At 72.1% G+C, this 25,713-nt stretch carries 22 protein-coding genes and 1 tRNA gene; 12 read left to right on the forward strand and 11 right to left on the reverse strand.

From position 1 onward, the window contains the following. Window positions 1–86: 86 nt before the first annotated feature. Window positions 87–758 carry a TetR/AcrR family transcriptional regulator gene (locus AB0G35_RS09670; RefSeq protein ID WP_360946443.1) on the reverse strand — a complete coding sequence of 224 codons (672 nt, stop codon included), beginning with the start codon at window positions 756–758 and terminating at the stop codon, window positions 87–89. Between the two features lie 630 nt (window positions 759–1,388). Between AB0G35_RS09670 and AB0G35_RS09675 the strand changes: the two genes are divergently transcribed. Beyond that, complete coding sequence (locus tag AB0G35_RS09675; RefSeq protein ID WP_360946446.1) at window positions 1,389–2,393, forward strand: Lrp/AsnC family transcriptional regulator; 1,005 nt, start codon at window positions 1,389–1,391, stop codon at window positions 2,391–2,393. A gap of 129 nt (window positions 2,394–2,522) precedes the next feature. Here AB0G35_RS09675 and AB0G35_RS09680 read toward each other — a convergent pair whose 3' ends face one another. From AB0G35_RS09680 to AB0G35_RS09700, 5 genes are all read right to left on the reverse strand, one after another. Then, complete coding sequence (locus AB0G35_RS09680; protein ID WP_360946449.1) at window positions 2,523–4,328, reverse strand: M28 family peptidase; 1,806 nt, start codon at window positions 4,326–4,328, stop codon at window positions 2,523–2,525. Between the two features lie 383 nt (window positions 4,329–4,711). Beyond that, window positions 4,712–5,242: an SRPBCC family protein gene (locus AB0G35_RS09685; RefSeq protein WP_360946452.1), complete on the reverse strand. Its 531-nt coding sequence runs from the start codon at window positions 5,240–5,242 to the stop codon at window positions 4,712–4,714. Between the two features lie 351 nt (window positions 5,243–5,593). Further along, complete coding sequence (locus tag AB0G35_RS09690; RefSeq protein WP_360946455.1) at window positions 5,594–6,451, reverse strand: RNA polymerase sigma factor SigF; 858 nt, start codon at window positions 6,449–6,451, stop codon at window positions 5,594–5,596. An 836-nt stretch (window positions 6,452–7,287) separates the two neighbouring features. Beyond that, window positions 7,288–7,689: a DUF2267 domain-containing protein gene (locus tag AB0G35_RS09695; protein ID WP_360946458.1), complete on the reverse strand. Its 402-nt coding sequence runs from the start codon at window positions 7,687–7,689 to the stop codon at window positions 7,288–7,290. Between the two features lie 200 nt (window positions 7,690–7,889). Continuing rightward, window positions 7,890–8,336, reverse strand: coding sequence for an Hsp20/alpha crystallin family protein (locus tag AB0G35_RS09700; protein ID WP_360946461.1), 447 nt, complete (start codon window positions 8,334–8,336; stop codon window positions 7,890–7,892). A gap of 643 nt (window positions 8,337–8,979) precedes the next feature. Between AB0G35_RS09700 and AB0G35_RS09705 the strand changes: the two genes are divergently transcribed. From AB0G35_RS09705 to AB0G35_RS09725, 5 genes are read left to right on the forward strand one after another with little or no spacing between them, the layout of a single operon-like run. Continuing rightward, the gene (locus tag AB0G35_RS09705) at window positions 8,980–10,914 is read left to right on the forward strand and encodes an ATP-binding protein (protein ID WP_360946464.1); all 1,935 of its coding nucleotides are present in this window, start codon (window positions 8,980–8,982) and stop codon (window positions 10,912–10,914) included. Further along, window positions 10,904–11,353 carry a roadblock/LC7 domain-containing protein gene (locus tag AB0G35_RS09710; protein ID WP_360946467.1) on the forward strand — a complete coding sequence of 150 codons (450 nt, stop codon included), beginning with the start codon at window positions 10,904–10,906 and terminating at the stop codon, window positions 11,351–11,353. Before AB0G35_RS09705 ends, AB0G35_RS09710 begins: the two co-directional genes overlap by 11 nt. Window positions 11,354–11,355: 2 nt before the next feature. Beyond that, window positions 11,356–11,754 carry a DUF742 domain-containing protein gene (locus tag AB0G35_RS09715; RefSeq protein WP_360946470.1) on the forward strand — a complete coding sequence of 133 codons (399 nt, stop codon included), beginning with the start codon at window positions 11,356–11,358 and terminating at the stop codon, window positions 11,752–11,754. After that, entirely contained in the window at window positions 11,732–12,352 is a 621-nt protein-coding gene (locus AB0G35_RS09720; RefSeq protein WP_360946473.1) for an ATP/GTP-binding protein, read from the forward strand. The genes AB0G35_RS09715 and AB0G35_RS09720 overlap by 23 nt, the downstream gene beginning before the upstream one ends. Next, entirely contained in the window at window positions 12,349–12,954 is a 606-nt protein-coding gene (locus AB0G35_RS09725) for a GAF domain-containing protein (RefSeq protein ID WP_360946476.1), read from the forward strand. The genes AB0G35_RS09720 and AB0G35_RS09725 overlap by 4 nt, the downstream gene beginning before the upstream one ends. A 177-nt stretch (window positions 12,955–13,131) precedes the next feature. Here the strand turns inward: AB0G35_RS09725 and AB0G35_RS09730 are convergent, their stop codons facing one another. Together AB0G35_RS09730 and AB0G35_RS09735 are read right to left on the reverse strand one after the other, a co-directional pair. Further along, window positions 13,132–14,472, reverse strand: a complete 1,341-nt coding sequence (locus AB0G35_RS09730; protein ID WP_360946479.1) for an acyl-CoA dehydrogenase family protein — start codon at window positions 14,470–14,472, stop codon at window positions 13,132–13,134. A 296-nt stretch (window positions 14,473–14,768) separates the two neighbouring features. Further along, window positions 14,769–17,918, reverse strand: coding sequence for an amidohydrolase family protein (locus AB0G35_RS09735; protein WP_360946718.1), 3,150 nt, complete (start codon window positions 17,916–17,918; stop codon window positions 14,769–14,771). Window positions 17,919–18,187: 269 nt separating this feature from the next. Here AB0G35_RS09735 and AB0G35_RS09740 point away from each other — a divergent pair, with 269 nt between their 5' ends. Beyond that, window positions 18,188–19,102, forward strand: coding sequence for an alpha/beta hydrolase (locus tag AB0G35_RS09740; protein ID WP_360946721.1), 915 nt, complete (start codon window positions 18,188–18,190; stop codon window positions 19,100–19,102). Between the two features lie 39 nt (window positions 19,103–19,141). On the opposite strand, the gene AB0G35_RS09745 is transcribed toward AB0G35_RS09740, so the two are convergent. Genes AB0G35_RS09745 through AB0G35_RS09755 form a run of 3 tightly spaced genes read right to left on the reverse strand, consistent with a single transcriptional unit; the run spans window position 19,142 to window position 21,162 of the window. Then, the gene (locus AB0G35_RS09745; RefSeq protein ID WP_360946482.1) at window positions 19,142–20,050 is read right to left on the reverse strand and encodes a transketolase; all 909 of its coding nucleotides are present in this window, start codon (window positions 20,048–20,050) and stop codon (window positions 19,142–19,144) included. Window positions 20,051–20,100: 50 nt separating this feature from the next. Further along, complete coding sequence (locus AB0G35_RS09750) at window positions 20,101–20,823, reverse strand: transketolase (RefSeq protein WP_360946485.1); 723 nt, start codon at window positions 20,821–20,823, stop codon at window positions 20,101–20,103. Between the two features lie 45 nt (window positions 20,824–20,868). Beyond that, on the reverse strand, window positions 20,869–21,162 hold the full coding sequence (locus tag AB0G35_RS09755; RefSeq protein ID WP_360946488.1) for a YiaA/YiaB family inner membrane protein: 294 nt from the start codon (window positions 21,160–21,162) through the stop codon (window positions 20,869–20,871). 166 nt (window positions 21,163–21,328) lie between these two features. Here AB0G35_RS09755 and AB0G35_RS09760 point away from each other — a divergent pair. From AB0G35_RS09760 to AB0G35_RS09780, 5 genes are all read left to right on the forward strand, one after another. Continuing rightward, a tRNA-Pro gene (locus AB0G35_RS09760) sits at window positions 21,329–21,405 on the forward strand. Between the two features lie 256 nt (window positions 21,406–21,661). Further along, complete coding sequence (locus AB0G35_RS09765; RefSeq protein WP_360946491.1) at window positions 21,662–22,150, forward strand: helix-turn-helix transcriptional regulator; 489 nt, start codon at window positions 21,662–21,664, stop codon at window positions 22,148–22,150. 79 nt (window positions 22,151–22,229) lie between these two features. Beyond that, complete coding sequence (locus AB0G35_RS09770; protein WP_360946724.1) at window positions 22,230–22,862, forward strand: hypothetical protein; 633 nt, start codon at window positions 22,230–22,232, stop codon at window positions 22,860–22,862. Next, on the forward strand, window positions 22,855–24,075 hold the full coding sequence (locus tag AB0G35_RS09775) for an MAB_1171c family putative transporter (protein ID WP_360946494.1): 1,221 nt from the start codon (window positions 22,855–22,857) through the stop codon (window positions 24,073–24,075). Before AB0G35_RS09770 ends, AB0G35_RS09775 begins: the two co-directional genes overlap by 8 nt. Window positions 24,076–24,355: 280 nt before the next feature. After that, window positions 24,356–25,591: a cytochrome P450 gene (locus tag AB0G35_RS09780; RefSeq protein ID WP_360946497.1), complete on the forward strand. Its 1,236-nt coding sequence runs from the start codon at window positions 24,356–24,358 to the stop codon at window positions 25,589–25,591. Window positions 25,592–25,713 lie beyond the last annotated feature (122 nt).

Genomic DNA, 25,713 nt, shown 5'->3' on the forward strand with positions numbered 1-25,713 from the left:
AGTGGTTTCCGGCCGGTCGGGATGCAGGAGCGGTCGGAGAGTGGTTTCCGGTCGGCATGCAGGACCAGTTGAAGAGTGGTTTCCAGTTAGGCCGGTTCGCCGGATTGCGGCGAAGTCGTCGGCGGGGCGTAGAGGCGCAGGAAGTCGCGTACGCCGTCGGTGACGATCTCCTGGACGGTCGGCTCCGGGAGGGGAAGGGCCCCGTAGAACGAGCGGATCAGCACGTCGTTCATGGTGAGCGTGTTGAGCCGGTTCGCCGCCCGCTCCGCGTCGTCGAGGACGAGCAGCCCGCGGTCGGCGATCTTCTGCAGATACGGCGCGAGGCGCTGGTGGGCGGAGGGCGGGCCGTGTGCCATCCACTTCTCCAGCACGGCGGCGGGCAGCCGGGTCACCTCCGCATGGATCGAGCGGACCAGCGCGAAGTGCTCGGGGAACTCGGTCACCGCCTGCGCCCGTTCCAGGCAGAAGGCGGTCAGGTCCTCCTCCAGATCCACGATCTTCCGCAGATGCCGTTCCATGAGGACGCGTACGGCATCGGTGACCGCGTCGGCGCCTTCGAGGGCCACGGAGAGGAACAACTGCTCCTTGTCCGCGAAGTGGTTGTAGAGGGTGCGCTTGGAGACGCCCGCCTCGGCGGCGATCGCATCGACCCCGGCTCGGGCGTACCCCTCACGCCCGAACACAGAGCGGGCGGCCTGGGCAATCGCCCGGCGCTTGTCGGGCAGGCCACCGTGACGTGCCGGTGCGTGGTCGGACATGGGACTCCTTTCTGCGGAAGCGGTGTTGCGTGCACCGTCCGTCCCGTCAATCTGCGTAAGTACAGGGTGAGTTGGCGCGGTGTGCATGCCGTAATGCTCCGCTGCGCAGGGAGGTTACACTCACCGGTGTACCAACTAAACTGGTAAGTGCAGAAGTTGCACCGGCCGGTGTAACGCCGCAGGTCCGGCCGAAGGCCTCCACGGTTCCCTCCGGGCAGAACGGTTCCCTCCGGGCAGAACGGTTCCCTCCGGGCAGAACGGTTCCCTCCGGGCAGAACGGTTCCCTCCGGGCAGTACGGTCCCCCCGGCAGTACGGTTCCCGCGATGCCGGGGCCGGGCAGTACGGGTCGTCGCCGGAGTACCCCGGCCGCCGCGACGGTCCGCGGCAGGCGAAGCCGAGGCTCACGGCGTGCACCCTGCAAAGCGGTGATCACGGCGGAGGTCGGAGCGGATCGGCGCCCCGGTTCGCACGTCGACGAGGTGCATGCGTGCGGGCGGGGTCGCGGCACGTCGCCCCACTGCTCACGTCACGGGAGCTGCGCGCCCCGGAAATACCGTGTCGTCGTGGTGTGTCGGCGGTGACGGTCACCCAGGCCGCATCGCCGCCGGAAACTGGCAGACTCCTGCCTCATGAAGACGGCAACCGGCAGCCTGGACGAGGTGGACCGCGGGCTGGTGCACGCCCTGCAGATCGACGGGCGGGCGCCGTTCCGGCTCATCGGGGAGGTGCTCGGGGTGTCCGAGAGCACCGTCGCCCGGCGCTACCGGCGGCTGCACTCCGCCGGGACCCTGCGCGTGGTCGGCACGTTCAACGGTGCCCGGCTGGGCCACCACGCCTGGACCATCCGGCTGCAGTGCACACCGGACGCGGCCGGACCCATCGCCACCGCGCTCGCCGCCCGTACCGACACCTCGTACGTGTACCTGCTCTCCGGCGGCACCGAGATCTCGTGCAGCGCCCAGACCCCCTCCGCCGACGAGAGCGAGGCCCTGCTCCTGCACAAGCTGCCCAGGACCGCCCGGGTCACCTCCGTTTCCGCCCATCTCCTGCTGGACCACTACGCGTTGCCCGACACCTGGGCCGGTCCCGCGCGCCTCACCCCGGAGCAGACGGCGCTGCTGGCCCGGCCGGGGCCCGTGGACGACGGCACCGGTGCGGCGCCCGAGGAGGCCGGGGACGTGGTGGGGCCGGACGACCGGTCGCTGTGCGACGTGCTGGCGCGGGACGGGCGGGCGGGGTGCCCCGAACTCGCGGCCGCCACGGGGTGGTCCGAGTCGACCGTGCGCCGACGGGTGACCGCCCTGCGCCGGGCCGGAGTGCTCACCTTCCTCGTCGATGTCCCTCCCGCCGCCCTCGGCTTCCGCGCCGAAGCGCGCCTGTGGATGTCCGTACCGCCGTCCCGGCTCGCCGAGGTGGGCTCGGCGATGGCCGAGCACCCGGAGGTGTCGTTGGTGGCGCTGACCACCGGGCCGACCAATCTGCTCGCGGCCGTGAACTGCCGCGACTCCGTCGACCTCGCGCGCTATCTGACCGAGCGGATCGCGGCACTGGACGCGATCCGCTCGATCGAGACGGCACCGGTCATCCGCACCGTGAAGCGGGCCGGTGCTCTGTTTCCCCGCCCCGCCCGCTGACACCGCAGCGGGCGGGGCGGGGGGAGGGTGCTCCGCGGGGGCCCGGAGGCCGTGCTTGGAGGCCTGGGGCCCGGAGGCCGGGAACCTTTCAGGAGACCTGGGGGCCTTTCAGGAGACCTGGAGGGCCTTTCAGGAGACTTGGAGGGCCGTGTCGTCGAGAACGAAGCTGGTCTGGAGGCTGGTGTCCTCGGTGGCGGTGAAGGTGAGCGTGATCCGCTGTCCGACGTAGGGGCTGAGGTCCAGCGTGTGCTGGGCGTAGCCGGGTGCGGCGTCGGTGTTGGACGAGCTCGTCAGGGTCTTGTCACCGACCTTGACCCGGAAGGTGTCATAGGCCGTGTGGTCGGTCTCCGCGGTGTCGATGTGCAGCCAGTACGTCAGTGTCGCCCTGCTGCATCCGGCGGGCACGGTCAGCGACTGGCTGAGGGTGTCGGTCGCGGTGTACCCGTAGCCGCCGAGCCAGGCGAACCGGCTGCCGCCATGGGCGGACTGTCCCGCGTGGGCGCCGATCGCTCCGGTGTCACCGGTCCAGGGCGACGTGCCGTTCTCGAAGCCGCCGTTGGCGAGCAGTTGCCCGGCGGTGCATCCTCCGGCGCCCTTGACCGTCAGGGAGAAGGACGTGGTGCGGGTGACCGCCCCGGGCCCGGAGCCGGTGCCGGTGATGGTGAGGGGGTAGGTGCCTGGGGCGGTGGACGCCGTGGTGGCGACGGTCATCGTGGCGCTCGCACCGCTGGTCACCGAGCCGGGGCTGAACGAGACGGTCACGCCCGCCGGGGCGCCCGACGCCGACAGCGCCACCGTCTGGGCGGAGCCACTGGTGGTCCGGGTGGCGATCGTCGCGGTGAGGGACTCGCCCGGGGCGACGCTGCCCGAGGCGGGGTCGGCGGTCAGCGCGAAGTCGTTCGCGGGGGTGGAGCGGGCGACGGCGAGCTTCCACAGTGTGGCGGCGATGCCGTCGACACTGCGGTCGAGACCGGTGACGTTGATGTTGGCGGTGGTGTCACATGACTGGTGGTAGCAGGAGTCGTAGGCGCGGTTGGCGGTGCCGCCCCACTTCGCCGCCTGCGCCGAGGTCTTCCGGGCACCGGCGCCCATCGCGTACCCGGAGGTCGGGATGCCGGCCTGCTCGAAGGAGTAGTCGTCGGAGCGGCCGGCGCCCTCGGTGTTCTCCTCCGGCTGGAGGCCGAGCGAGTCCCAGTACGCCTTCATCGGCTGGGCGGCGGCGGAGGTGAGGTGGTTGATGAAGTAGCCGCCGTTGAGCGAGGCGATCATGTCGAAGTTGTAGTACGCCTTGATCCGGGACCGCTCCGCGGCCGAGAGGGAACGGACGTAGAAGTCGGATCCGTTGAGGCCCTGCTCCTCGTCCGTCCACCAGGCGAACCGGGCCCGCGCGGCCATCGCGGGGTTCCGCTCCGCGAGGGTGAGGGCGGTCTCCAGGAGGGCGGCCGAGCCGGAGCCGTTGTCGTTGATGCCGGGCCCGGCCCCGACGCTGTCGAGGTGCGAGCCGAACATGTACACCGACGAGGTGTCCCCCTGGGGCCACTCGGCGATCAGGTTGGGTCCGGCCCCGGTTGCACAGCCGGAGGTGCAGGGCTGCTCGGTGACGGTGTAACCGGCCGACTGCAGACGGCCTTTGACGTACGCGACCGAGTCCCGGTAGCCCTGACCACTGGATTTACGGGTGCCGCCGTTGCGGTTCGCGATGGCGTTGAGCTCGGTCAGATGCGCCTGGACCTTGGTGACGTCGATGTCGGGCGCATCGTCGGCGGCGAGGGCGCCCGGAGCGAGGACGGGGGAGGCGGCGGTGGAGGGGGAGGGGGAGGGGGAGGGGGAAAGCGCTGTTGCAACGGGTGCGGCGGATGCGGGGGCTGCGGTGAGCAGCGCGGCTGCGAGGGTGACGGCGAGGGAGGCGCCGGTCACCGCGAATCTTCGTAACACCAGGGCTCCTTGAGGGGGTTGGGGGGTGAGGAGTGCTTGGCTTGGCCGGAGCATGGGGTGCGTGCGTGCGCCGTGCCCGGTCGGACGGCGGGTTGCCCAGTGGGGGATGAGCAGGCCCGTGCCCTTGGGATGGGCATGTCCATGCCCTGCGTGGCGGCCGTACCATCACACCGCCGACGCCCTGACGTCAACGGATGTCCCGCGGCGGAGCAGTGTTTGTCGGAAAACAGCAGGCGATGCCCGATATCCGGGCACTTTTCGGAGAGCGTGGGACCGCGCACTCGTAGGCCGGTATGCCGGTACGCCGGTACGCCGGTACGTCGAAACGCCGGAGGGGCGGCCGATGCCGCCCCTCCGGTCGTTGTGGAGATGTCCCGTACTCGTCAGCCGACTGGTCCCGGGCCACCCGAGACATCCGGGCCGCCCGGCGCACCCGAGCCACCCGAGCCACCCGGGGCGCCCGGCCGGATACGGCCGCGCCATGCGCCGGTCTCCGTCGCCCGCTGCTCGATGTAGTCCTTGAAGCGCCGCAGATCACCCTTCGTGCGACGGTCGATCAGCCCGGCCATGTCCGCGGTCTTCTCGGCGGCCCCGGTCGGCTCGACCTCCATCACGAGCTGCACCCGGGTGTGGCTGTCGTCCAGGCGCTGGAAACTGACCACACCCCTCTGCCTGGTGTCGCCTCCGGTGGTGCGCCAAGCGATCCGCTCGTCCGGGAGCTGGTCGATGATCTCGGTGTCGAATTCCCGCCGGACGCCACCGATCTTGGTGGTCCAGTGGTTGTGGCGGTCGTCGATCTGCCGGATCTCCTCGACACCCTCCATGAATTGCGGGAACTCCTCGAACTGCGTCCACTGGTTGTAGACGGTGCGGACCGGGACCTCGACGTCTACCGTCTCCTTCACCGTGCTCATGTCCACTCCTCCTCGGTCTCAGTGGTGACAATTCCACGCAGCGACCCTTGGTGCGCATTCCGCATCGGGCCGGCGCTCCACCGGGTACCCGCCTCCACCGCCACTATCCATGGCGGTGGAGGACTTTCGCGGATTCGATGGTTCCCACTGAGGGGTGCGGTGGTTGCGGTGGCTTCCGAGGATTTCGAGGGCTTTAGGAGGACCGAGTACTTCGAGGGTTTTGAGAGGGTCGAGGCGGCGAGGAGTACGAGTGCTTCGAGAGTTTTGGGAGGGTCGAGGGGGCGAGGGCGAGGAGTACGAGAGGGTCGAGGGTTCTGAGGTGGGGGCTGGGGCAGGAATCGCCGCCCGGAGTCAGCGCTCGGTGAGCATTCCCGTGCGCAGCCGGGAAAGGATGCGGGACAGCAGCCGCGAGACATGCATCTGGGAGACACCGAGTTCGGCGCCGATCTCCGACTGGGTCATTTCCTGTCCGAAGCGCAGTTCGATCAGCCGTCGTTCACGGTCGTCGAGCCTCTGCAGCAGAGGCGCCAGGGTGTGGAGGTCCTCGACCGTCTCCATGCCCGGGTCCTCCTCCCCGAGGATGTCGGCCAACGGGCGGCGCTGGTCGCCGGGATCGGGGTCGGTGGGGGCGTCGAGCGAGCCGGCGGTATAGCCGTTGGCGGCCACCAGACCCTCGATGACCTCCTCCTCCGACAGGCCCAGGTGGGCCGAGAGCTCGCGGACGGTGGGCTCGCGGTCGAGCTCGTTGTGCAACTTCTCCTTCGCCTTGGCCAGTTCGCTGCGCAGTTCCTGGAGCCGGCGGGGGACGTGCACCGCCCAGCCGGTGTCGCGGAAGAAACGCTTGATCTCGCCGAGGATGTAGGGGACGGCGAAGGTGGAGAATTCGACCTGACGGGCGAGGTCGAAACGGTCGATCGCCTTGATCAGGCCGATGGTGCCGACCTGGATGATGTCTTCCATGTCGTCAGCGCGACTGCGGTAGCGGCGGGCCACATAGCGCACCATCGACATGTTCATCTCGATGAGCGTGTTGCGCACGTATTGGTACTCGTGCGTGCCTTCTTCGTATTCCTGGAGCCGCGCAAAGAACAGCTTGGAGAATTCGCGCGCGTCACTGGGGGCCACCGCACTCGGGCACGGCACCTCCGGCAGATCAGCGGTCAGTTCGGTGTGCTGCTCGGTTGCGGTGTCATTCACGACGGTGGTCATCACGCCTTCCTGCGCACCCGACACGCTCGGGCGTCGCAGCGGCCGCCTACCCGGAGACACAAGAGTCATGCGTGCTTTTACCTATGGCGGTGCGTCATGCGCCAACGGCGCAGGGGTCTCGGCTCGGGCGTGCGGCAAGAGCAGGGGACGGAGGCAGGGCGTGTGGCACCGGTGGGAGAGGCCGGGAACAGGCGTGCGCGAACGGGGTGCGGAGGATGGGAACAGGCGTGCGCGAACGGGGTGGAGGCCCGGGCGCGGGAGCCCCGATGCCGGAGCCCCGATGCCGGAGCCCTGGTGCGGGGGCCCGGCGTGGGGGCTCCGGCGCGGTGCCGGGTGTGCGGAAAGGGCCGCCGGCCGGACGGGGCGCGCGGATGTGTTCCAGGGCCGGTGTCATCTGCGGGGCGTCACCCCGTTGTCCGGCCGTTTCCGCGGCGCCGGATTGCGTGCGCAGGCGGGGTGCTGGTGAGAAGAACGGCACCGGTGGGGTCCACACTCACCATCGGCCCACGGTCGATGCGGACTTCGGCTGCGGCGTCGGTCTGGGCCCGCCCGCAGGGATGGTGGTTCTTCCCACGCCCGCCCGGCCGACGTCCCTCGGCAAGCGGGGCGCCGGCCGATTTCCCACTCTGCGTTCGACAAATCACCCCGCCGCACGCCGACCGGGACGATCACGCCACTCGGAAGTCACCCGCCCTCGGACAGGTTCGACACACGCCCCCTCGGACAGGCCCAACACGCGCCCCGGACAGGCTCGACACGCGCCCTCGGACAGGCCCGACATCTGCCCCCTCGGACAGGCCCGAGGGGGCGAGCCGCCGGGGTTCAGGCCGTCGGCTTCAGGCTGCCTGCGTGAGTTCGGCGCGGCCGAAGAGGAGCGCGTACCCGGAGGGGAGCTGGGCGAGGACGCGGGTGAGGAGGTCGGGGCCGGCGAGCTGGGCGACGGTGGTGAGGACCGCGCCGGTGTCCCAGCGGGTGGTGGCCGCGGTGCCGCCGGTGCGGGTGGCGAGGTCCTTCACGAAGCCCCAGCCGGTGAGGCGTTCGCTGTCGGTGCAGGGGATCTCGGAGGTGAACGCCAGCGCCGCCTCGACGGGAAGCCGGGCCGCGAGGTCGACGCGTTCGTCGCCGGTCAGCTGCCGGCCGAGCGCCGCCAGCACGGCGCGTACAACTTCCTCCGCTCGTTCCCGGGTGGGGTACGCCCCTTCGTACCGGACCCGTTCCAGCATCTGGTCGAACGTCATACCCGGTGCGGGCCGACCCGTTTCAGGCTGGATGAACATGGGTTACGCGGTTGCCTTTCTCGTCAACAGGAGTACTGGTCGGTGACCTGACCGGCCGCCGGGGGCCGGTCAGAGGCACGGTGCCGCGGCCGGTCGCATCGCACGCGCCGATCCGAACGGTGCGCGCCGGCCCCCTCGTTCGTGCCGATCGAGTGGGTTGCTCAACTCGTAGGCTGCGGCTGCGGCTGCGGCTGTGCGGTGCCACCGCCGATGGTGATCTTGCGGGGCTCGGTGCGTGCGGTGACCGGGATGCGCAGGGTCAGTACGCCGGCGTCGTAGTCGGCCGCGATGTGCTCGGTGTCGAGGGCGTCGCCCAGGACGACCTGCCGGGAGAAGACGCCCAGCGGGCGCTCGCTCAGGTGCATCTGCACGTCGTCCGCCTCGGCGGCCGGCCGGCGTTCGGCCTTGACGGTCAGTACGTTGCGCTGGATGTCGATGTCGATCGCGTCGGGGGAGACGCCCGGCAGATCGAGAGCGATCACGTATTCCCCGTCCGCGCGGTAGGCGTCCATCGGTATCGGGGAGGGCCTCGACCAGGTGCCGGAAACGCCCAGCAGTGCCTGGGTGAACCGGTCGAGAGGGCGGAACGGGTCGGTGCGCATCAACATCGAGAAACACCTCCAGTTGGCTCCGGGCGGCAGTGCCTGCCAATGCGCTTCACCTACCCCTCTTTGTAGCATGTCATCGAATCGTTGACAAATGATTTGTCGTCCAAAAGGCGACGGTGTCGTGGCGGTGTTTATTGATCCCGTCCGCCCGTCCGCCCGTCCGCCCGTCCGCCCGTCCGCCCGCTCGTCACTCGCGAGGGTGGGAAAGTGATCCGTCGGCTTCCTGGCAACTGGCGTTCCGTGCAACGGGGCAGGCTGAGAGGTGAAGTCGTCGTGCGGCGACACGCGGGCGGGCCACCGGCGCGCGGAAGGTCGGTGCGCGCCGGCCGTGAGCCTCGGCGGGGGCGCCCGGGAACGGTCAACTGACCGTTTCTGTACGGGAGTTCGGATTGGCTCGCACTGGCGTGCGTGCGGCGCCCACTCAAGGAGGTGGCGCGGGGTAGCGAAACCTCGAAGTAGGTCCGAACCCCACCCCCGCAACAACTAGCGTGCGTGCTCCGCGAACTGCCAACGGCCGATCCGGAGGGCGCCGATGCCTACTGCATTCCCCCAGGGGACCCAGACGTCCCAGGGGACCCAGACGTCCCAGGAGGCTCCGAGATCCCCAGGGACACAGGGCTCCTCAGGGCCCGCCCCCGTACCCGTGGCCGCTCCGGCATCCGCCGCTGCCCGGCGCCGCGAGCGCGAGGGCGCACGGCACGGCCGGGCCACCTTCCCGGAATCGGCCGCCGACTCGGCGATACGGACCCGGCTGGTCCGGCTCGCCGCCGTGCCCTGCCTCCTCGTCGCCGTCATCTGCACCGCGGTCGCCGCCTTCGTCGTCCAGGCCGGCGGAGCGCGGCTCACCGGACGCGAATGGGTGGTCCTCTCCGGCGGTCTCGTCGTGGTCTGCGTCATCGTGCTCACCGCGGGCGCCGCCGCCAACTCCGAGGCCCGCGCCGCCGTCGCCCGCTACGCCCGGCTGCGCCAGGTCTGCGCCCGCAGCCAGTCCGACCTCTACGACCTGCTGGACCGGGTCCGCCAGGGCGAATGGCTCCCGCGCCGGGAACCCGAGAGCGGCCCCGTGCCCACCGGCGACACCCTGGACCTGCTCGCCCACGAAGTCGCCGCCGCCGGCCGGGCCGCCGAGTCCGCCGTGATCGACGCGGTCGCCATCGCCCGCAGCAACGCCAGCGGCAGCGAGCAGAAGGTCGAGGTCTTCGTCAACCTCGCCCGCCGGCTGCAGTCCCTCGTACACCGTGAGATCGAGCTGCTCGACGAACTGGAGAACCAGGTCGAGGACCCCGACCTGCTCAAGGGCCTCTTCCACGTCGACCACCTCGCCACCCGCATCCGCCGGCACGCCGAGAACCTCGCCGTCCTCGGCGGCGCCATCTCCCGCCGTCAGTGGAGCCGCCCGGTCTCCATGACCGAGGTCCTCCGCTCCTCGATCGCCGAGGTCGAGCAGTACCCCCGCATCAAGCTCGTGCCGCCGATCGAGGGCACCCTGCGCGGCCACGCCGTCGCCGACGTCATCCACCTGCTCGCCGAACTCGTCGAGAACGCCACCATCTACTCCGCCCCGCAGACCTCCGTCCTGCTGCGCGCCCAACTCGTCACCGCCGGCCTCGCGGTCGAGGTCGAGGACCGCGGCCTGGGCATGTCGGCGGACGAGCAGAGCCGGATGAACGCCCTGCTCGCCGACCCCGACCACATCGACGTGGCCGAGCTGCTGAGCGACGGCCGGATCGGGCTCTTCGTCGTCTCCTCGCTGGCCCGCCGGCACGGCATCGTCGTCCGGCTGCAGAGCAACATCTACGGCGGCGTCCAGGCCGTGCTGATCGTCCCGAAGGCGCTGCTCGGCGCCGAATCCGCCGAGGAGGCGGACGTCGCCGGCTCGCGCGCCGCCGTCTCGCCGGACAGCGCCCCCGCCCGCGAGCACGGGGGCTACGACCTCTACGACGGCTACGACCCCGCCGAGGACGCGGCGGACGGCGGCCGGGACCACGGATACGACCGGTACGACCGGCACGACCCCCACGCCCGACCGGACACCGTCGACACGGGCCTGCGGACCGTGACCATCCCCGCCCCCACGCCCGACCCCGACTCGCCCGCCGCCCGCCGCCGGCTGGTGCGCGCCGCGGACGGCCCCACCCCGGACCTTCCCCGTCCCGAGGCGACCGCCGCCGAACGACGCATCGCCACCCCTTCCGTCGAGGGCGCCCCGGCCGAACGGCCCGCCGCCCCCGGCCCGGTGGTCCTCCCGCCCGCACCGACCGCCGTGGACGACAGCGCCCGCCCCCGGCTGCCCCGCCGGCGCAAGCAGACCCATCTCGTGCCCGAGCTGCGCGGCGACCCGATCCTGCCGTCCGCCGCCCGTCGCGACGGCCCCGAGCCCGAGCACGACCCGGGTCTGATGGCCGCCTTCCGGCGCGGATTCAGCCTCGCCGACGACAGCTACGCCGACACCAGCGGCACCGCCCCGGACCTGCGTGACGGCGCCGGCACCCCGGGCGGCAACAACCTGCACCACGACCGTGACCACGACGCCCCGATGGCGCGCCCCCGAGGAGACGACCAAACCCATGGTGAGTGATGTGCGTACGCAGGCGCATTCGCAGCGGCAGACAGGCCAGCAGACCGACCTGTCCTGGCTGCTGACCGGGCTGGTACAGCGCGTACCGCACGCCCGCAGCGCGCTCCTGCTGTCCTCGGACGGCCTGGTCAAGGCCGCCCACGGTTTCGAGCCGGACAGCGCCGACCACATGGCCGCCCTGGCCTCCGGCCTCTACTCCCTCGCCCGCAGCGCGGGGGTGCGTTTCGGCGACGGCGACAACGTCCTGCAGGTCGTCGTCGAGCTCGAATCCAGCTTCCTGTTCGTCTCCACCGCCGGCTCGGGTGCCTGCCTGGCGGTGCTCGCCGGCCGTGAGGCCGATGTGGCGGTGCTGGGCTACGAGATGTCGATGCTGGTCAAGAGCGTCCGTCCGTACCTGTCCACCCCCGCACGCCATCAGGCGTCCGCGGGCGGTCGTTGAGCATGACCGTGCGTCGCCGGCAGCGGCACGGCGGGGAACCGTGGTACGACGACGCGGCGGGCCGGCTGGTCCGTCCATACGCCGTCAGCAACGGCCGGACCCGTCCCACGGCGCACTTCGACCTGCTGACCATGGTGATGGCCACCGGCCGGAAGCCCGTCGCGTGCCAGGGCCCCGACTACGCCCAGGTGCTCGGGCTGTGCGGCGGGCCGGTCTCGGTCGCCGAGATCGCCGCCCACATACGGCTGCCCGCCGTGGTCACCAAAGTGCTCCTCGCCGACCTCGTCGACTGTGGGGCGCTGACCGCGCGGGCCCCCGCCGCCGTTCCGGCCGGGCCCGCGTCCCGTACCGACCGAGCCCTGCTGGAGGCGGTGCTGAATGGACTTCGCAAACGACTGTGACCCCCGCGCCCAGGGGGACGACGCACCCGACCTCTTCCCGACCGCGCTCAAGATCCTGGTCGCGGGCGGCTTCGGGGTCGGCAAGACCACCTTCGTCGGAGCGGTGAGCGAGATCGAGCCGCTCAGCACGGAAGAGCTGCTCACCCAGATCAGCGTCGGCACCGACGACCTGGCGGGCGTCGAGGACAAGAACACCACCACCGTCGCCATGGACTTCGGGCGGATCAGCCTCGGCCCCGAACACGTGCTGTACCTCTTCGGGACGCCGGGCCAGCAGCGGTTCTGGTTCATGTGGGACGAGCTGTCCAACGGTGCGCTCGGCGCGGTCATCCTCGCCGACACCCGTCGTCTGGACCAGTGCTTCGGCGCCGTCGACTTCTTCGAGCGGCGGGGCATCCAGTTCATCGTCGCGGTCAACGAGTTCGACGGCTCCTACCACTACGAGCCGGACGAGGTCCGCGCCGCCATAGACCTCTCCCCCCAGACCCCCGTCGTGCTCTGCGACGCCCGACAGTGCAGCTCGGCCACCCATGTCCTGGTTTCGCTCGTCGAGCATCTGCTCACCCCCGCCCTCGCCGCGACCCCGGAGCTGCCGTGAACCACCCCGCCTCCCGCGTCCCGTACGCCTCCTACGACCCGACCCGCCATCTGCTGCTGACCCCGCAGGACGACGAGGCCCCGGCGCGCGTCGCCCGGCTGCGCGCCCTGGGCATCGGCGAGTCGCCGCTGCCCGCGTTCGACGAGTTCGCGCGCAAACTGGCCCGCACCACCCGGGCTCCGTATTCGATGGTCAACTTCATCGACGAGCACCGGCAGTACTTCGCCGGCCTCTACACCCCCGCCCAGGACCAGGCCGTCGAGCTGGGCCCGGCGCCGGCCAGCGCCCAGCCGGGCCGGGTGATGGACCGCGACCACGGCTACTGCCCGCACGTCATCGTCCGCCGCAAGGCCCTGGTCCTGGAGGACGTCTGCGATTACCCGCGGTTCGCCGGCAACCCCGTCGTCGACGAGATCGGCATCCGCTCCTACCTCGGCGCGCCGCTGATCGACCGTACCGGGACGGCGCTGGGCACCGTGTGTGTGGTGGACCTGGAACCGCGTCCCTGGGGGCGGGAGGGGCTGGAGACCATCAAGTCGATGGCCGCCGAACTCGTCGAGCAGATCCACCTGATGGAACAGCGGCAGAACGACAGCCCCTGACCGTTCCCCGATGTGTGCCCTGACCTCTTCCCGATCCGTGCCCTGATCTTTTCCCGGTCTTTCCCGTGCCGCGGCCCCGGCGTCCTGCCGGCGGCCGCGGTGCCGTGTCCGGGGTCCGGGTGCAGCCCCCGGTTCCGGCGGCCGGGCCGCACGCGACCCGGCTTCGGCCCGGCGCGGTCAGTGCGGCCGGGCGAACCGGGAGCGCTGGCGGGACGAGCCGGTGCGCTGGCCCGGCACGGTGGGCGGTGCGCTCCGGCCGGTCCCGGCGGCCTCAGGAGCCTCGGTGATCTCGGCGGCCTCGGCAGCCTCATCGTCGTCCGGCCACTCCGAAGGCGCCAGCCGCAGCTGTTCGGCGAGCCGGCCGGACCACTCGCCCTTCGCCCGGCCCAGGGCCAGCTCGCCCAGGCGCAGCAACTGGATGTCGGAGGTGCCGGCCGGGGCGAAGATGTGGTGGGCGTCCCGCAGGAAGCGCTCGATCGGCCGGTCGGTGAACAGCCCGCACGCGGCATGGATCTCCATCGCGTCACGCGCCGACTCCAGTGCCGACTCCACATTCACCAACTTGGCGTTCATCAGCTCCGCATCGCACGGCAGCCCCTGGTCCAGCAGGTGCACCGCGTGGTACGCGGCGAGCCGGGCCAGCAGCAGCCGCGACTGGATGCGGCCCAGCTTGAGCTTGATGGTGCCGAGATCGGCCAGCGGTTTGCCGTAACGCTGCCGCTCCGCGCAGAACTTCGTGGTCTCGTCCAGCACCGCCTGGTGGATGCCCAGGGAGACGGCGGTGAGGTTGGGCCGCCCGTACAGCACGCTGGAGGAGTACGCCACGGACAGTCCGTCGCCCTCCCGGCCCAGCAGGTTCGCCGCCGGGACGCGGCAGTCGTCGAAGAACAGCTCACCGAAGCTGAAGCCGTGCAACCCCATCGCGGGCCGCTGCGGCCCCAGGCGGAACCCGGGGGTGCCGGACTCGACGAGGAAGGCGGACAGGCCCTTGGAGCCCTCGCCGGTGCGGACCACGACGCCGTGCAGATCGCCGACATGGCTGTTGCCGACGTAGGTCTTGCGGCCGTTGAGGACGTAGGCGTCGCCGTCCCGGACGGCCGTCGACGTCATGCCCAGCACATGACCGCCGGACTGCGGTTCGGTCACGGCGATGGTCGGCAGGCAGTCGCCCGACGCGATGGCCGGCAGCCAGGTCTTCTTCTGCTCCTCGTTGCCGAAGTGAACGATCTTGGCGACGCCCAGCTGGGACGCCTGCACCATGGCGCCCATCGCCGCACTGACCCGCGAGAGCTCCTCGATGATGAGGGACTTGGCGACGTGCCCGGCGCCCATCCCGCCGTACGCCCGGTGCACGGTCACGCCGATCCACCCCTGCCGGGCGATCAGGCGCGAGAGGTCGTGGCACACGCTCCGTGCCGCCTCCATCTCCGCAATCCGGGGCCGGACCACCTTCTCGGCGAAGTCCCGTACCCGGAGCCGGAGTGCTTCGTGCCGCTGGTCCGTGAAATGGCGATGCAAGACAAGCCCTCCTCCGCGATCTTCCCCGCGCTGATCGCACCCCGCCCAGGGACGGCGCCGGCGGCACCGTCTGCAGCGGTCGCTCCGGAACGTGATCCGTCGCTTACCGCGTGCAATACCCGTTGGCATACCTACTCCGGCTCACACAAAACATCAACTGACCGGAATACGTCATGAGTTGGAGTGCGACGCGCGGGCGCACCACCCCGCGCACGGTGAAGGGGGTGGCGCCGCCTGTCGGACTCCGGGACACCGCGCCACCCCCCGCCTCCCCACCGTGCGGAGGCGGTTGACGGTCAGTGCGCGGAGGCGCAGCAGGACTCCCGCCGCAGCTGGCGGCCCACTTCCAGCCAGTCCGTACCGTCCGTCCCGGCCGCCCGCAGTGCCCCTCCGGCCGGCGCGGGGAAGGAGTCGGTCAACTGCCGCTGGGTGATCACCCGGCCGCCGCGCAGCACCGCCGAGGTCCGCACCAGAGTGTCGAAGTCCTCGAACGGATTGCCGTCCACCACCGTCATGTCGCCGAGCTTGCCGACCTCCAGCGTTCCCAGATCCCGCTCCGCACCGAAGACCCGGGCGGGCAGTGCGGTCGCGGTGCGCAGCGTCCGGGCCACGCCGAGGCCGCCACGGTGCAGCGCGCGCAGCGACAGATGCAGGCCCAGCCCCACCGGCACCAGCGGCTGGTCGGTGCCCAGCGCGACCAGCCCGCCGCCGTCCAGCACCCGCCGGTAGACCCCGGTCTCGGTCGCGATGTCGGACAGCTGGGCCGGCGTCGGCCGGTGGCCGGCGTTCTCCCGCACCACCGCGGTGTCCCACGGCGGCATCAGCCGGGCGACCCGTACGTCGTCCGCCAGCGCCGGGTCCTCGCCGAGCAGCGCCGCCGACGAGAACGGGGTGGCGATCAGATGGAAGTCGCTGCCCGTGTAGACCTCCTCGACGTCCTGATAGGCGTGCCCGGAACCGGACACCGCATGGCCGAACTCCACGCGCTGGGTCGCCTGCAGATGCGTCGTCAGGTCCTGTCCCAGCTGGACGCCGGGGGTGAGCAGATGGCTGCCGGCCCGCACCCCGAGCCGTCGATGCGCAAAACGGGCTGCCTCTGCCATCACCCAACCCGGCGCCCGTACATACGTCTTGACGAAGTCCCAGTCCAGGGCCGCACCGCGCTCCAGTGAGCGGCGCAGCCCCTCCCGGGTGCGGTGCGCCCGCCCCATGCTGTACGCGACCCGGCCGCCGTCCAGCAGCTCCCCGCAGGTCAGCAGCCGCGGCCCGGCCAGCACCCCGGCCGCCACCGCCTCGCGCAGCCGGGCCTGTTCGTAGGAGAAGCCGCCGCAGGAGACCGCGGTGGTGATCCCGTACGCCAGCTGCAGCGCGGTCTGCCGGCCGCCGTACGTGATCTGCCAGGGGTGGGTGTGCGCGTCCCAGAGGCCGGGCAGCACCGTTTTCTCTGCGGCGTCCACCCGCCGCGCCGCGCCGGCCCGGGCGGTGCGGTGCGGGCGTACCGCGGTGATCCGCCCGTCCCGCACCACCACGTCGACGTCCTCCCGCACCGTCTCGCCGGTGCCGTCCCAGAAGGTCCCCGCGTGCACGACGGTGTCCCGGGCGCGCGCCGGCGTGTGGGTGAGGGACAGCGGCACCGTGCGGGCCGGGCCGCCGGACACCGGGATCAGCCGCAGCCGCCCCGCCGAGAGGTAGAGGAGCGTGCCGGAGTCCCCGGACCACGACGGATGGTCGGCGCTCTCGTCGGTCAGCCGCCGGGGCGCGCCGTCCGGCGTACCGTCGGGCCGCACCGGCAGCACCCAGAGCGCGGACTCGGCGATCACCGCCATCCAGCGGCCGTCGGGCGACCACACCGGCCCCGAGTCGTAGCGGTCGGCGATCGAGACGTGCTCGGCGACCGCGAACACCCGGCCGCGGCCGGTTGCGGTGTCGAGGACCCGGATGACGTTGTAGCCCTCGCGGAAGCGGCGGTTGAGGCGGTTGCGGTCGCAGTACGCCAGATAGCGGCCGTCCGGGGACCAGCTGGGCCGGCCGGGCAGCCCGCCGGCGCCCATCGGGGCGGCCAGCACGGTCTCCGTGCCGTCGGCCAGCGTCCGTACCACGAGATTTCCCGACATGTCGAGCGCGGCCAGCCGTCCGCCGTCCGGGGACAGCGCCGGCTGCACCCGGCCGCCGGTGGCCAGCACGGTCTCCTCGCCGGTGGCGACCTCCCGCCGGCGGACGGCGAACAGCCCGTCCCGGTCGTCCGCGTAGAGCAGCGTCCGGCCGTCCCGGGACCAGCTGGGCGCGGACACGTACCGGGTGGCCGCGGCCCGGACGATCCGGCGCGGGGCGCCGCCGCCCGAAGTCGGCGCGGTCCACAGGGAGTTGAGCGCGGCGAAGGCCACCGTGCGGCCGTCGGGGGAGAGCGCGGGGAGATGCACCCCGCGCAGCGGTCCGGCGGCGGTCCGCTCGAAACCGTAGTCCTTGACGCGGTAGCCGGGGCGGTCCAGGGGCAGCCGCGCGGTGAACGGGACGGTCTCGGCGTGCTGCGGATCGTCCGGCCGGACGATCCGGAACTGCCCGCCGGCCGTCAGCAGCAGCTCGTCCCGGGAGACCCAGCGCGGCGGCACCGGCTCCACGTCCCCGTCCACCGCGACCGCCCGGCCGTCGACCACCAGCGCACAGGTCGGCCCCGGGCGGTCGGTGGTCCGCAAATACGCCAGCCGGCCCGTGGGGGACAGCGCCGGCACCAGCACCTGGGCGGCCGCCGTCTCGGTGTGCTCGGTGCGCACCGCGCCGCTGCCGTCGGCGGCCACCGAGGCCACCGTGCGCGAGTCCAGTGCGGTGCCGGACACCGTGCCCCGTACGAAGAAGAGCCGGGCGCCGTCCGGCGACCAGCAGGGATCGAAGTCCTCCCAGGCGCCGTCCTGGTGCGGCCCGTCCTGGCCGGGCAGCCCGGTCACCCGGGTCAGCCGGCCGGTCCGCACCTCCAGCACCCACAACCGGTACGGGCTGCCGGTCACCGGATCGCCGCCGCGCTCCGAGGCGAAGGCGATCCGGGTCCCGTCCGGCGACCAGGCGGGGCCGCGGTCGTCCCAGGGCCCGTCGGTGAGCTGCCGGAGGCCGGAGCCGTCCGCCGCGAGCGTCCACAGGTGGAAGTTGCCGCCCCGGTAGGCGCAGACCGCGATCCGGCGGCCGTCGGGGGAGTGCACCGGACGGGTGGGTTCCAGATCGGGCGGGGTCAGCGCCACCGCCTCGCCGCCGGCCCGGGGCAGCGACCACAGCACGTTCTGCACCTCGGCGACCAGCCGGTCGCCGGCCGGGGCGAGCGAGGCCGCGCCGTTGGTGGCGGCCGTGAAGGAGAGCGCGCCGCCGGACGCGCCGGCCTCCTGGGCCGACGCGGTCGGGGCGCCGACGGCGACCCCGGCCAGGCCCGCCGTGGCCGCGGCCGACGCCGTGCCCTGCAGAAACCTGCGACGGGAGAGCGGTGCGGCCCGAAAGGGTAAGCCGGCGGGCGCGCCGGGGGTGTTCTCGAATCCGTCCGTGGTGTCCAACGATCCTCCTGTGAACGGGAGTTGCGGCACATGCGCCGGGAAGGAACCGGCTGATCGTGTCACGGCCCGCAGCCGCCCGGCCAACCCCGTCACGCGCGCCCCCTTGGCGCTGCGCCGCCGGGGAGGCAAGAGTGGACGCCGACGACTCGTCAGCCACCGCCCGGCAGTCAGGAGACGACGCCATGCAGCAGGACTTCCACCAGGCCCCGGACGGCGCCCGCATCGCCACCTACACCTGGCTGCCCGAGTCCGGCCGGCCCCGGGCCCTGGTCCAGATCGCGCACGGAGCCGCGGAACACGGCCGGCGCTATGACCGCTTCGCCCGTTTCCTGACCGGCCACGGCTACGGCGTCCTCGCCTCCGACCACCGCGGCCACGGCGCCACCGCCCCGTCCACCGGCGGCCGCGGAGTGGTCGGAGAGGACTCCTGGCGCGCGATCGTCGCCGACCTCAAGGCCCTCGGCGACCACGCGGCCGGCGCCCATCCCGGCACCCCGCTGGTGCTCCTCGGCCACAGCCTGGGCTCGATGCTGGCCCGCGACTACGCCCAGGAGTACGGCGCCGACCTCGCCGGGCTCATCCTCAGCGGCACCTTCCGCACCCTCCCCGGCCTGGACATCGAGGCCGCCACCGCCGAACTCGACGAGGAGATCGCCCGGCACGGCCGGACCGCGCTGTCGTCCTTCATCCCCCGCACCTTCCGCTCGTTCAACGACGCCTTCCCGCACCGCACCGGCTACGAGTGGCTCTCCCGCGACCCGGCCGAGGTGGACGCCTACGTCGCCGACGAGGACTGCGGATTCCCCTTCTGCGCCGGCCTGGCACGCGACTGGGTGCGCGCCATCCGCAAGATCAACGACCCGGCGAACCTGGCCCGGATCCCCCGCGGGCTGCCCGTCCACCTCGCCGTCGGCGACCAGGACCCCTGCCACGCGGGCATGACGCTGGTGCACGAACTGCTGGAGGACTTCCGCTACCTCGGCACCCGCGACCTGACCTGGAAGGCCTACCCGGACGCCCGGCACGAGATCCTCAACGAGACGCACCGCGACGAGGTCCACGACGACCTGCTGGCCTGGCTCGACAAGCACGTCTGAAACCGCCGGTCACGCGGCAAGCACCTCGGAAACCGGCGGTCAGGAGCCGGACGGCAGGAACCCGGCGATCCGCTCCCGCAGGCTGTGCGCGTCCAGGCCGTGCGCCGCCAGATGCTCGTCGAGCCGTCCGTACCGGCGCAGCTCCCGGCGGCCGACGCCGAGCCCCAGCACCCGGTGCGGCCGGTCGGCCAGCGCGTCGTTGGCGAACCGGGTCGAGGTCCCCGCCAGATACGGCTCCACGATCACCACGTCCGAGGCGTCCGCGTCCCCGGTCGCGGCACGCAGCGCCGCGCCGTCGAAGGGCCGCACGGTCGTCGCATAGAGCACGCCGACGTCCAGGCCCTCGGTCGCGGCGAGCACGTTGTCCAGCATCGGGCCGACCGCCACGACCACGCCCCGGCGGCCCTCCCGCACCCGCTGGAAACGGGCGCCCTCCACCGCCCGCGGCGCCTGGTTGACCTGCACCGACAGCCGTACGTACACCTTGTCGTCGCCGGCCGCCGCGGCCTGCCGGAGCAGCGTCTCGGCCTCGTCCGGGTGCCCCGGGACGTGCACGGTCCAGCCGTCGAGGGTGTCGAGGAGGGCGATGTCACCCGGCGACATGTGGGTGAAACCGCCGCTCGGCCAGTCGTACGAGCCGCCGGCGCTCACCAGCACCCCGCCCACGCCCTGGTGGCCGAAGTCCAGCTTCACCTGCTCGAAGGGGCGCTCCACCAGGAAGCTGGCGAAGGTGTGCATGATCGGGCGCAGTCCGGTGAGCGCCAGTCCGCTGCCCACGCCGATCAGCAGCTGCTCCCGGATGCCGACGTTCACCACCCGGTCCGGGTGCCGCCCGGCAGCCGCGGTGAATCCGTCCACGCCGATGTCGGCGAGGACGACCGCCAGCCGGGGATCGTCGTCCAGCAGTTGCGAGGTGACCGAGGCGAAGCGCTCACGCATGGTGTCCATCACGGAAAGCCTTTCTCGAAGCTCTGGTGGTCGGAGGTGGCGCCGGGCGGTCAGGCGCTCTTGGGCTCGACGCGGGCGACCACGGCATGCGGACGGCCCGGGTGTGGAGCGGTGAACGCCTCGTACAGCGCCCGGTGGTCACGGCCGTCCACGGTGGTCACGGACCAGCCCGCGGTCTCGAACCGGGAGGCGATACCGCCGCGCCAGCCATGCGTGGCGGAGGAGTTGTCGATGACCAGGGTGTGCAGCCGCTCCAGGCCCGCGGCCCCCGCGTAGGCCAGCGCTTCGTGGTTGCTGCCCTCGTCCAGCTCGGCGTCCCCGATCAGCACCCATACGGCGGGGCCGGTCCGGCCCTGCGCCCGCAGCCCGAGGGCGGTCCCCACCGCCAGCGGCAGCCCGTGCCCCAGCGATCCGCTGCCGATCTCGACGCCCGGCACCAGCAGCCGGTCGGGGTGGTGGCCGAGCGGCGAGTCGTACGAGCCGAAGCCCGGCAGCCAGTCGACGGGGAAGAAGCCCTTGGCCGCCAGTACCGCGTAGTAGGCCATCGGGCCGTGGCCCTTGGAGAGGAGGAACCGGTCGCGCTCGGGGTCGGTGGCACGCTCGGGGGAGACCCGCAGCACCCGGTCATGGAGCACCCACAGCGCGTCCAGTGTGGAGGTCGCGGCCGGTCCGTGCTTCTCATCGCCCGTCATCAGGCTCATCAGGCCCGGCAGTTGGGTGAAGTCCGGCTGTGCCGGCTCGGTGCCGGCGGTGGTGTGCGTCGTCTGCGTCATGCCACCGAGCGTGCAACCTCAAGCCCGCTTGAGGTCAAGGGCGGTTCAAACCTGCCCGGGGCCGAACGCGTCCTGCTCGATCAGGAGCTTGTCGATCCGGGCCTTGTCCACCCGGTTCGTCACCTCGGCCACCTCCTGCCGGTCCCGCACGCACTTGGCCAGCGTGAACGCCGAGGACACCACGAAGATCAGCCCCAGTGCGAGGAACCCGCGCTCCCAGGGCCCCACCGGCAGCTTGAGGATCCCGATCACCAGGGCCGCCAGCGACAGTCCGAAGGAGATCGCGGCCTGCACGAAGAAGGCCGTCGTCGTCGGCCGCTGAATCGATGGAGTAGTCATGCGCGTAGCGTGGCCGCGCGGTGACGCCGGCGCATGAGTACGGGTACTCATCCTGCCCGGTCCCCTGTCCGTGGCGCTCTGTCGCAAGGTGGCAGCACCGACCCTCTGACATGCGGTATTGTTCTCGTGCACGCCCCAGCCGGGACCTCCCGGCCGGAACGGGCACCGGGACGTGGCGCAGCTTGGTAGCGCACTTGACTGGGGGTCAAGGGGTCGCAGGTTCAAATCCTGTCGTCCCGACCAGCGATTTCTCGTAGGTCGGAAGCCGTCTTCTCGTGAGAGGAGGCGGCTTTTGCGTTGCCCTGGCGCCCGGGCCGGGCCGGGGCGGGGGTGATGGCTCCCCTCGTCACTCAACTCCCGGTTAAGCCCGAGTGTCTTCACTGTCCGTAAGGGGACTGGTGCGGCGTGTTCTTTGCATGACAGGATGAGTTCCGCGGGCCCGGCGGCTTAACCAACCGTTGGGACGTTCGTTGGCGCTGTCGATGGGGGGACGGTAGGCATGGGCGTGGGGGGCGACGGCCGGTCCAAGGAGGCGGGCAATGCGCTCGCGGAGCGGCTCAACCACCTCTTCGCCAACATGCACCCGCCGGGCGCCCCGTACACCAATGCCTACGTCGCCGAGGAGATCAGCGCCGGGACGGAGGAGTACGGCGGGGTCCGGGTCACCGAGCAGTATCTGTCGATGCTGCGCAACGGCAAGCGGACGAACCCGAGTCCGGAGCTGCTCCGCGCGCTGGCCAAGTTCTTCGCGGTGCCGGTGGGTTACCTCCTCGGTGACCTCTCGCAGCCGCAGGCCGCGCGGGTGGAGGAAGAGGTCCGGTTCCTCGCCGCGATGCGGGACCAGCGGGTGCGGGCCATCGCGCTGCGCTCCGTCGGGCTGCCGCCGGAGGTCCAGGACAGCCTGACCACGATCATCTCGCAGTTCCGGCAGCAGATGAACCTGCCGACCGACCCGCCGGAGCAGGGCGGTGACCGGCGCGGTGAGTGACACGGTGGGCACCGTTGAACGCGGCCAGCTCTTCGCCACCTGGCGGCAGGCCGGACACGAGGACGGGACGAGCATGCGAGTGGGGCAGATACGCAGGCGGTGCAAGCGGCTCATCAAGGAGCTCGCGCTGCCCGCCGTCACCGATCTGCGCGGGATGTGCGAGGTCGTCGCGGCCCGGGTGGAGCGGCCCGTGCATCTGGTGCCGATGAGCCTGGGCGGGGTGGTCTCGGGCATGACGGCCGTCACGGACGACGGCTACTGGGTCTTCTACGAGCTGCGCACCTCGCCCTGGCACCAGGCGCACATCGTGCTGCACGAGCTGAGCCACCTCCTGCTGGGGCACGGTCAGGACCCGGCCGTCACCGAGGACGCGCTGAAGATCTGGACCCCCTCGGTCGACGTCGCCACCGCCATGCGCCGGATGGGCCTGACCATGGGTTTCGCCCGGCACCACGGCTACGACAACCTCGCCGAGCGGGAGACCGAGGTGCTCGGCACGCTGCTGATGGAACGGGTCGCGCCGTCGGCCGCGGAACACGAACTCCCGCTGGAGGGACAGGCCGCCGAACTCGCGGCGGCGCTCGGCCCCGCGCTGCAGCACGTACGGCGGGAGCGGGAGCGTTCGGAGGACGGCGGCGCGCGGTCCCGAGCGGCCGGCGGCGGAGAGGGCGCGGGGGCCGCCGGGGGCGAGGACGGGGGACCGCGTGTTTGACGTCATCTATCTGTCGTTCGGGCTGGCCGCCTGGGCGATCGTCGGCTACAAGTCCGTCGCCTGGTTCCGCGACCGCAGCAACACCGACCTCGGGCTGGCCTGTCTGATGACCGGCGGGGTGGCGACGGTCTTCCTGTTCTCCGCGCCCAGCCTCTACCGCGCCTTCGACCGGCTGGTCGGCGTGGCCAACCTCGCCATGGTCTTCCTCTACTCCTCCGTGGTGGTCTTCGCGGCGGGCGCGCTGGTCCTGCTGCTGCGCTGGACGGCGGGTGAGGGCGCGGCGGCCAGGGCACGCGCCCGGGCCCGGGCGCGTGCCGCCGTCGCGGGAGTCGCGGTGCTGTGGGCGGTGGCGATCGCCGGTTTCGCGGTCGGCCGGCCGGACGCCGTCGAGCACCCCCGCGACTTCAGCACCGCGTACACCGACTCGCCCGGAGTCATGCTCTTCCTGGTGCTGTATCTGGCCATCTTCGGCTCCAGCCTGGCCGGCCTGGGGACGCTCTGTCCCCGCTACGCCGCCCGGCTCGGCGGTACGCATCTCGCGCGCGGGCTGCGGGTGCTGGCCGCCGGCTGCTGGCTCGGCCTGGTCTACTGCGCCTGCAAGGTCATCGGCTTCGTCCTCTCCTGGACGGGCCACCCGGCCCTCTGGCTCTCCAACGGGGTGGCGCCACTGAGCGCCTCGGTGGCGGCGCTGCTGGTCCTGGCCGGTTTCGCGCTGCCGGCCGCCGGGCCCCGGGTCGCCGCCTGGCGGCGGCTGCGCCGGCTGTCCCCGCTCTGGCGGACCGTCACCGCGCAGACCCCCGAGGTCACGATGGAGACCTCGGCGTGGTCCGTGCGCTGGCCGTTCGCCGATCTGGAGTGGCGGGCCAACCGGCAGATGGCCGAGATCCGGGACGTCCAGCGCGGGATCCGCCGCCATGTGGAGTCCGACGCGGTCGACATCGCCCGGGAACGCGCCCGCGCGGTCGCTCTCGACGACCGGCAGCTGGCCGCCGTCGCCGAGGCCGCCGCGCTCCGCCGGGGCCTGGAGAACCGCGCGGTGGGCCACGTCCCGGTCCACGGCGCCGACAGCGTGGTGGTCGCCGGCAGCAGCGAACCGGCCGAACTCGCCGCGGAGTACGAACACTTGGCGCTGGTCGCGGACGTCTACCACTCACCGCTCATCGAGACCGTGCTGACCGAACTCCGGCAGCGCAGCGCGGCGGCGCGCGGCTGAGGGGCGGGCGCGGCAACCACAGAGACGGGGTGGCCCGGCACGGGGGTCCGGGCCGCCCGGCACGAAGGACGCGGCACCGGTCCCTGCGGACCGGTGCCGCTGCCCGTTCGGCTGCTCGCCCGGATGCGGTGCCGTTCGCGTGCGGGACCGTTCGCGTACCGGGCCCCACTCGTACCCGGCCCGGCCCGGCCTGGCCCGTACCCGGCCCGGCCCGTACGCGGGTGCTGCCGGACGGCGCACGGCAGCAGGTGGCCCGCCGCCGGCGCCCTACAGTCGGATCATGCAGAACACCGCCGAGACCGCCCCCCACGCGCCCATCGACGTCACACCCCTGCTCGACGACCCGCACGCCGCCTACGCGGCACTGCGCGAGGCCGGGCCGGTGCACCGGATCACCGGGGCCGACGGGCAGCCCGCCTGGCTGGTCACCCGCTACGACGACGTCCGCCGGGCGCTGGCCGACCCGCGGCTCTCCCTGGACAAGCGGCACGCCGCCCCCGGCGGCTACCGCGGCTTCACCCTGCCGCCCGCCCTCGACGCCAACCTCCTCAACATGGACCCGCCGGACCACACCCGTATCCGCCGGCTGGTGAACAAGGCGTTCACCCCCGCCCGGGTGGAGGCGCTGCGGGCGCCCGTACGGCAGGTCGCGGAGGAGCTGCTGGACGCGATGGAGCGGCGCGGCGGCCCGGCGGACCTGCTCGCCGACTACGCGGGACCACTGCCCATCACCGTGATCTGCGATCTGCTCGGCGTCCCCCACAAGGACCGCCGGGACTTCCTGGCCTGGTCCGACGCGCTGATCACCCCGGACCCGACCCGGCCGGAGCTGATGCGGCAGGCGATCGGCGCGATGCGGGAGTTCTACACCGGGCTGATCGCGGCGAAGCGCGCCGAGCCGGGCGACGATCTGCTCTCCGACCTGGTCGCGGTCCGGGACGACACGGACGGCGGCGACGGCGCCGGGGGCGGTGACCGGCTCACCGAGGACGAGCTGACCTCGCTCGCCTTCCTCATCCTCTTCGCCGGCTACGAGAACACCGTCCACCTCATCGGCAACGCCGTGCTCACCCTCCTCGACCACCCCGAACAGCTTCAGGAGTTGCAGCGGAATCCGGCCGAACTGCCGGCGGCCGTTGAGGAGTTCCTCCGGTACGACGGACCGTCCCCGCTCGCCATCCGCCGGTTCCCCACGGAGGACGTGGAGATCGGCGGGGTGCGGATCCCGGCGGGCGAGAGCGTCCTGCTGGCGATCGCTTCCGCGAACCGCGATCCGGCCCGATTCCCTGACCCGGACCGGCTGGACCGCGGCCGGGAGCTCTCCGGGCACCTCGCACTGGGCCACGGCATCCACTACTGCCTCGGCGCGCCGCTCGCCCGGATGGAGGCCGTCACCGCGCTCCAGGCGCTGCTCGCCCGCTTCCCGAAGCTCCGACTGGCCGTCCCGCGAGGGGATCTGCGGCACCGTCCGGCCCTGCGTTCGCGTGGCCTGATTTCGCTGCCCGTCGCCTGGTAATCGAGAAACGAACACGTTTTTGAGGCGTAACCGTTCGCCAATGAGGTAGAAAGGTTCTTGAGCCCGCCCGGTGTGCATCCCCCGTCGCACCGGGCGGGCCTTCCTTTGCAGCTGTTGCAGAT

It is taken from the genome of Streptomyces sp. NPDC021749 (assembly GCF_040640655.1).
Lineage (GTDB): Bacteria > Actinomycetota > Actinomycetes > Streptomycetales > Streptomycetaceae > Streptomyces.

Excerpts from the sequence above, each read along its gene's own strand:
- AB0G35_RS09670 (WP_360946443.1), bottom strand. The coding sequence starts at position 758 with ATGTCCGACCACGCACCGGCACGTCACGGTGGCCTGCCCGACAAGCGC.
- AB0G35_RS09750 (WP_360946485.1), bottom strand. The coding sequence starts at position 20,823 with ATGACGCAGACGACGCACACCACCGCCGGCACCGAGCCGGCACAGCCG.
- AB0G35_RS09740 (WP_360946721.1), top strand. The coding sequence starts at position 18,188 with ATGCAGCAGGACTTCCACCAGGCCCCGGACGGCGCCCGCATCGCCACC.
- AB0G35_RS09745 (WP_360946482.1), bottom strand. The coding sequence starts at position 20,050 with ATGGACACCATGCGTGAGCGCTTCGCCTCGGTCACCTCGCAACTGCTG.
- AB0G35_RS09695 (WP_360946458.1), bottom strand. The coding sequence starts at position 7,689 with ATGACGTTCGACCAGATGCTGGAACGGGTCCGGTACGAAGGGGCGTAC.
- AB0G35_RS09715 (WP_360946470.1), top strand. The coding sequence starts at position 11,356 with ATGACCGTGCGTCGCCGGCAGCGGCACGGCGGGGAACCGTGGTACGAC.
- AB0G35_RS09690 (WP_360946455.1), bottom strand. The coding sequence starts at position 6,451 with ATGACCACCGTCGTGAATGACACCGCAACCGAGCAGCACACCGAACTG.
- AB0G35_RS09720 (WP_360946473.1), top strand. The coding sequence starts at position 11,732 with ATGGACTTCGCAAACGACTGTGACCCCCGCGCCCAGGGGGACGACGCA.
- AB0G35_RS09700 (WP_360946461.1), bottom strand. The coding sequence starts at position 8,336 with ATGTTGATGCGCACCGACCCGTTCCGCCCTCTCGACCGGTTCACCCAG.
- AB0G35_RS09675 (WP_360946446.1), top strand. The coding sequence starts at position 1,389 with ATGAAGACGGCAACCGGCAGCCTGGACGAGGTGGACCGCGGGCTGGTG.
- AB0G35_RS09755 (WP_360946488.1), bottom strand. The coding sequence starts at position 21,162 with ATGACTACTCCATCGATTCAGCGGCCGACGACGACGGCCTTCTTCGTG.
- AB0G35_RS09685 (WP_360946452.1), bottom strand. The coding sequence starts at position 5,242 with ATGAGCACGGTGAAGGAGACGGTAGACGTCGAGGTCCCGGTCCGCACC.
- AB0G35_RS09710 (WP_360946467.1), top strand. The coding sequence starts at position 10,904 with ATGGTGAGTGATGTGCGTACGCAGGCGCATTCGCAGCGGCAGACAGGC.
- AB0G35_RS09780 (WP_360946497.1), top strand. The coding sequence starts at position 24,356 with ATGCAGAACACCGCCGAGACCGCCCCCCACGCGCCCATCGACGTCACA.
- AB0G35_RS09765 (WP_360946491.1), top strand. The coding sequence starts at position 21,662 with ATGGGCGTGGGGGGCGACGGCCGGTCCAAGGAGGCGGGCAATGCGCTC.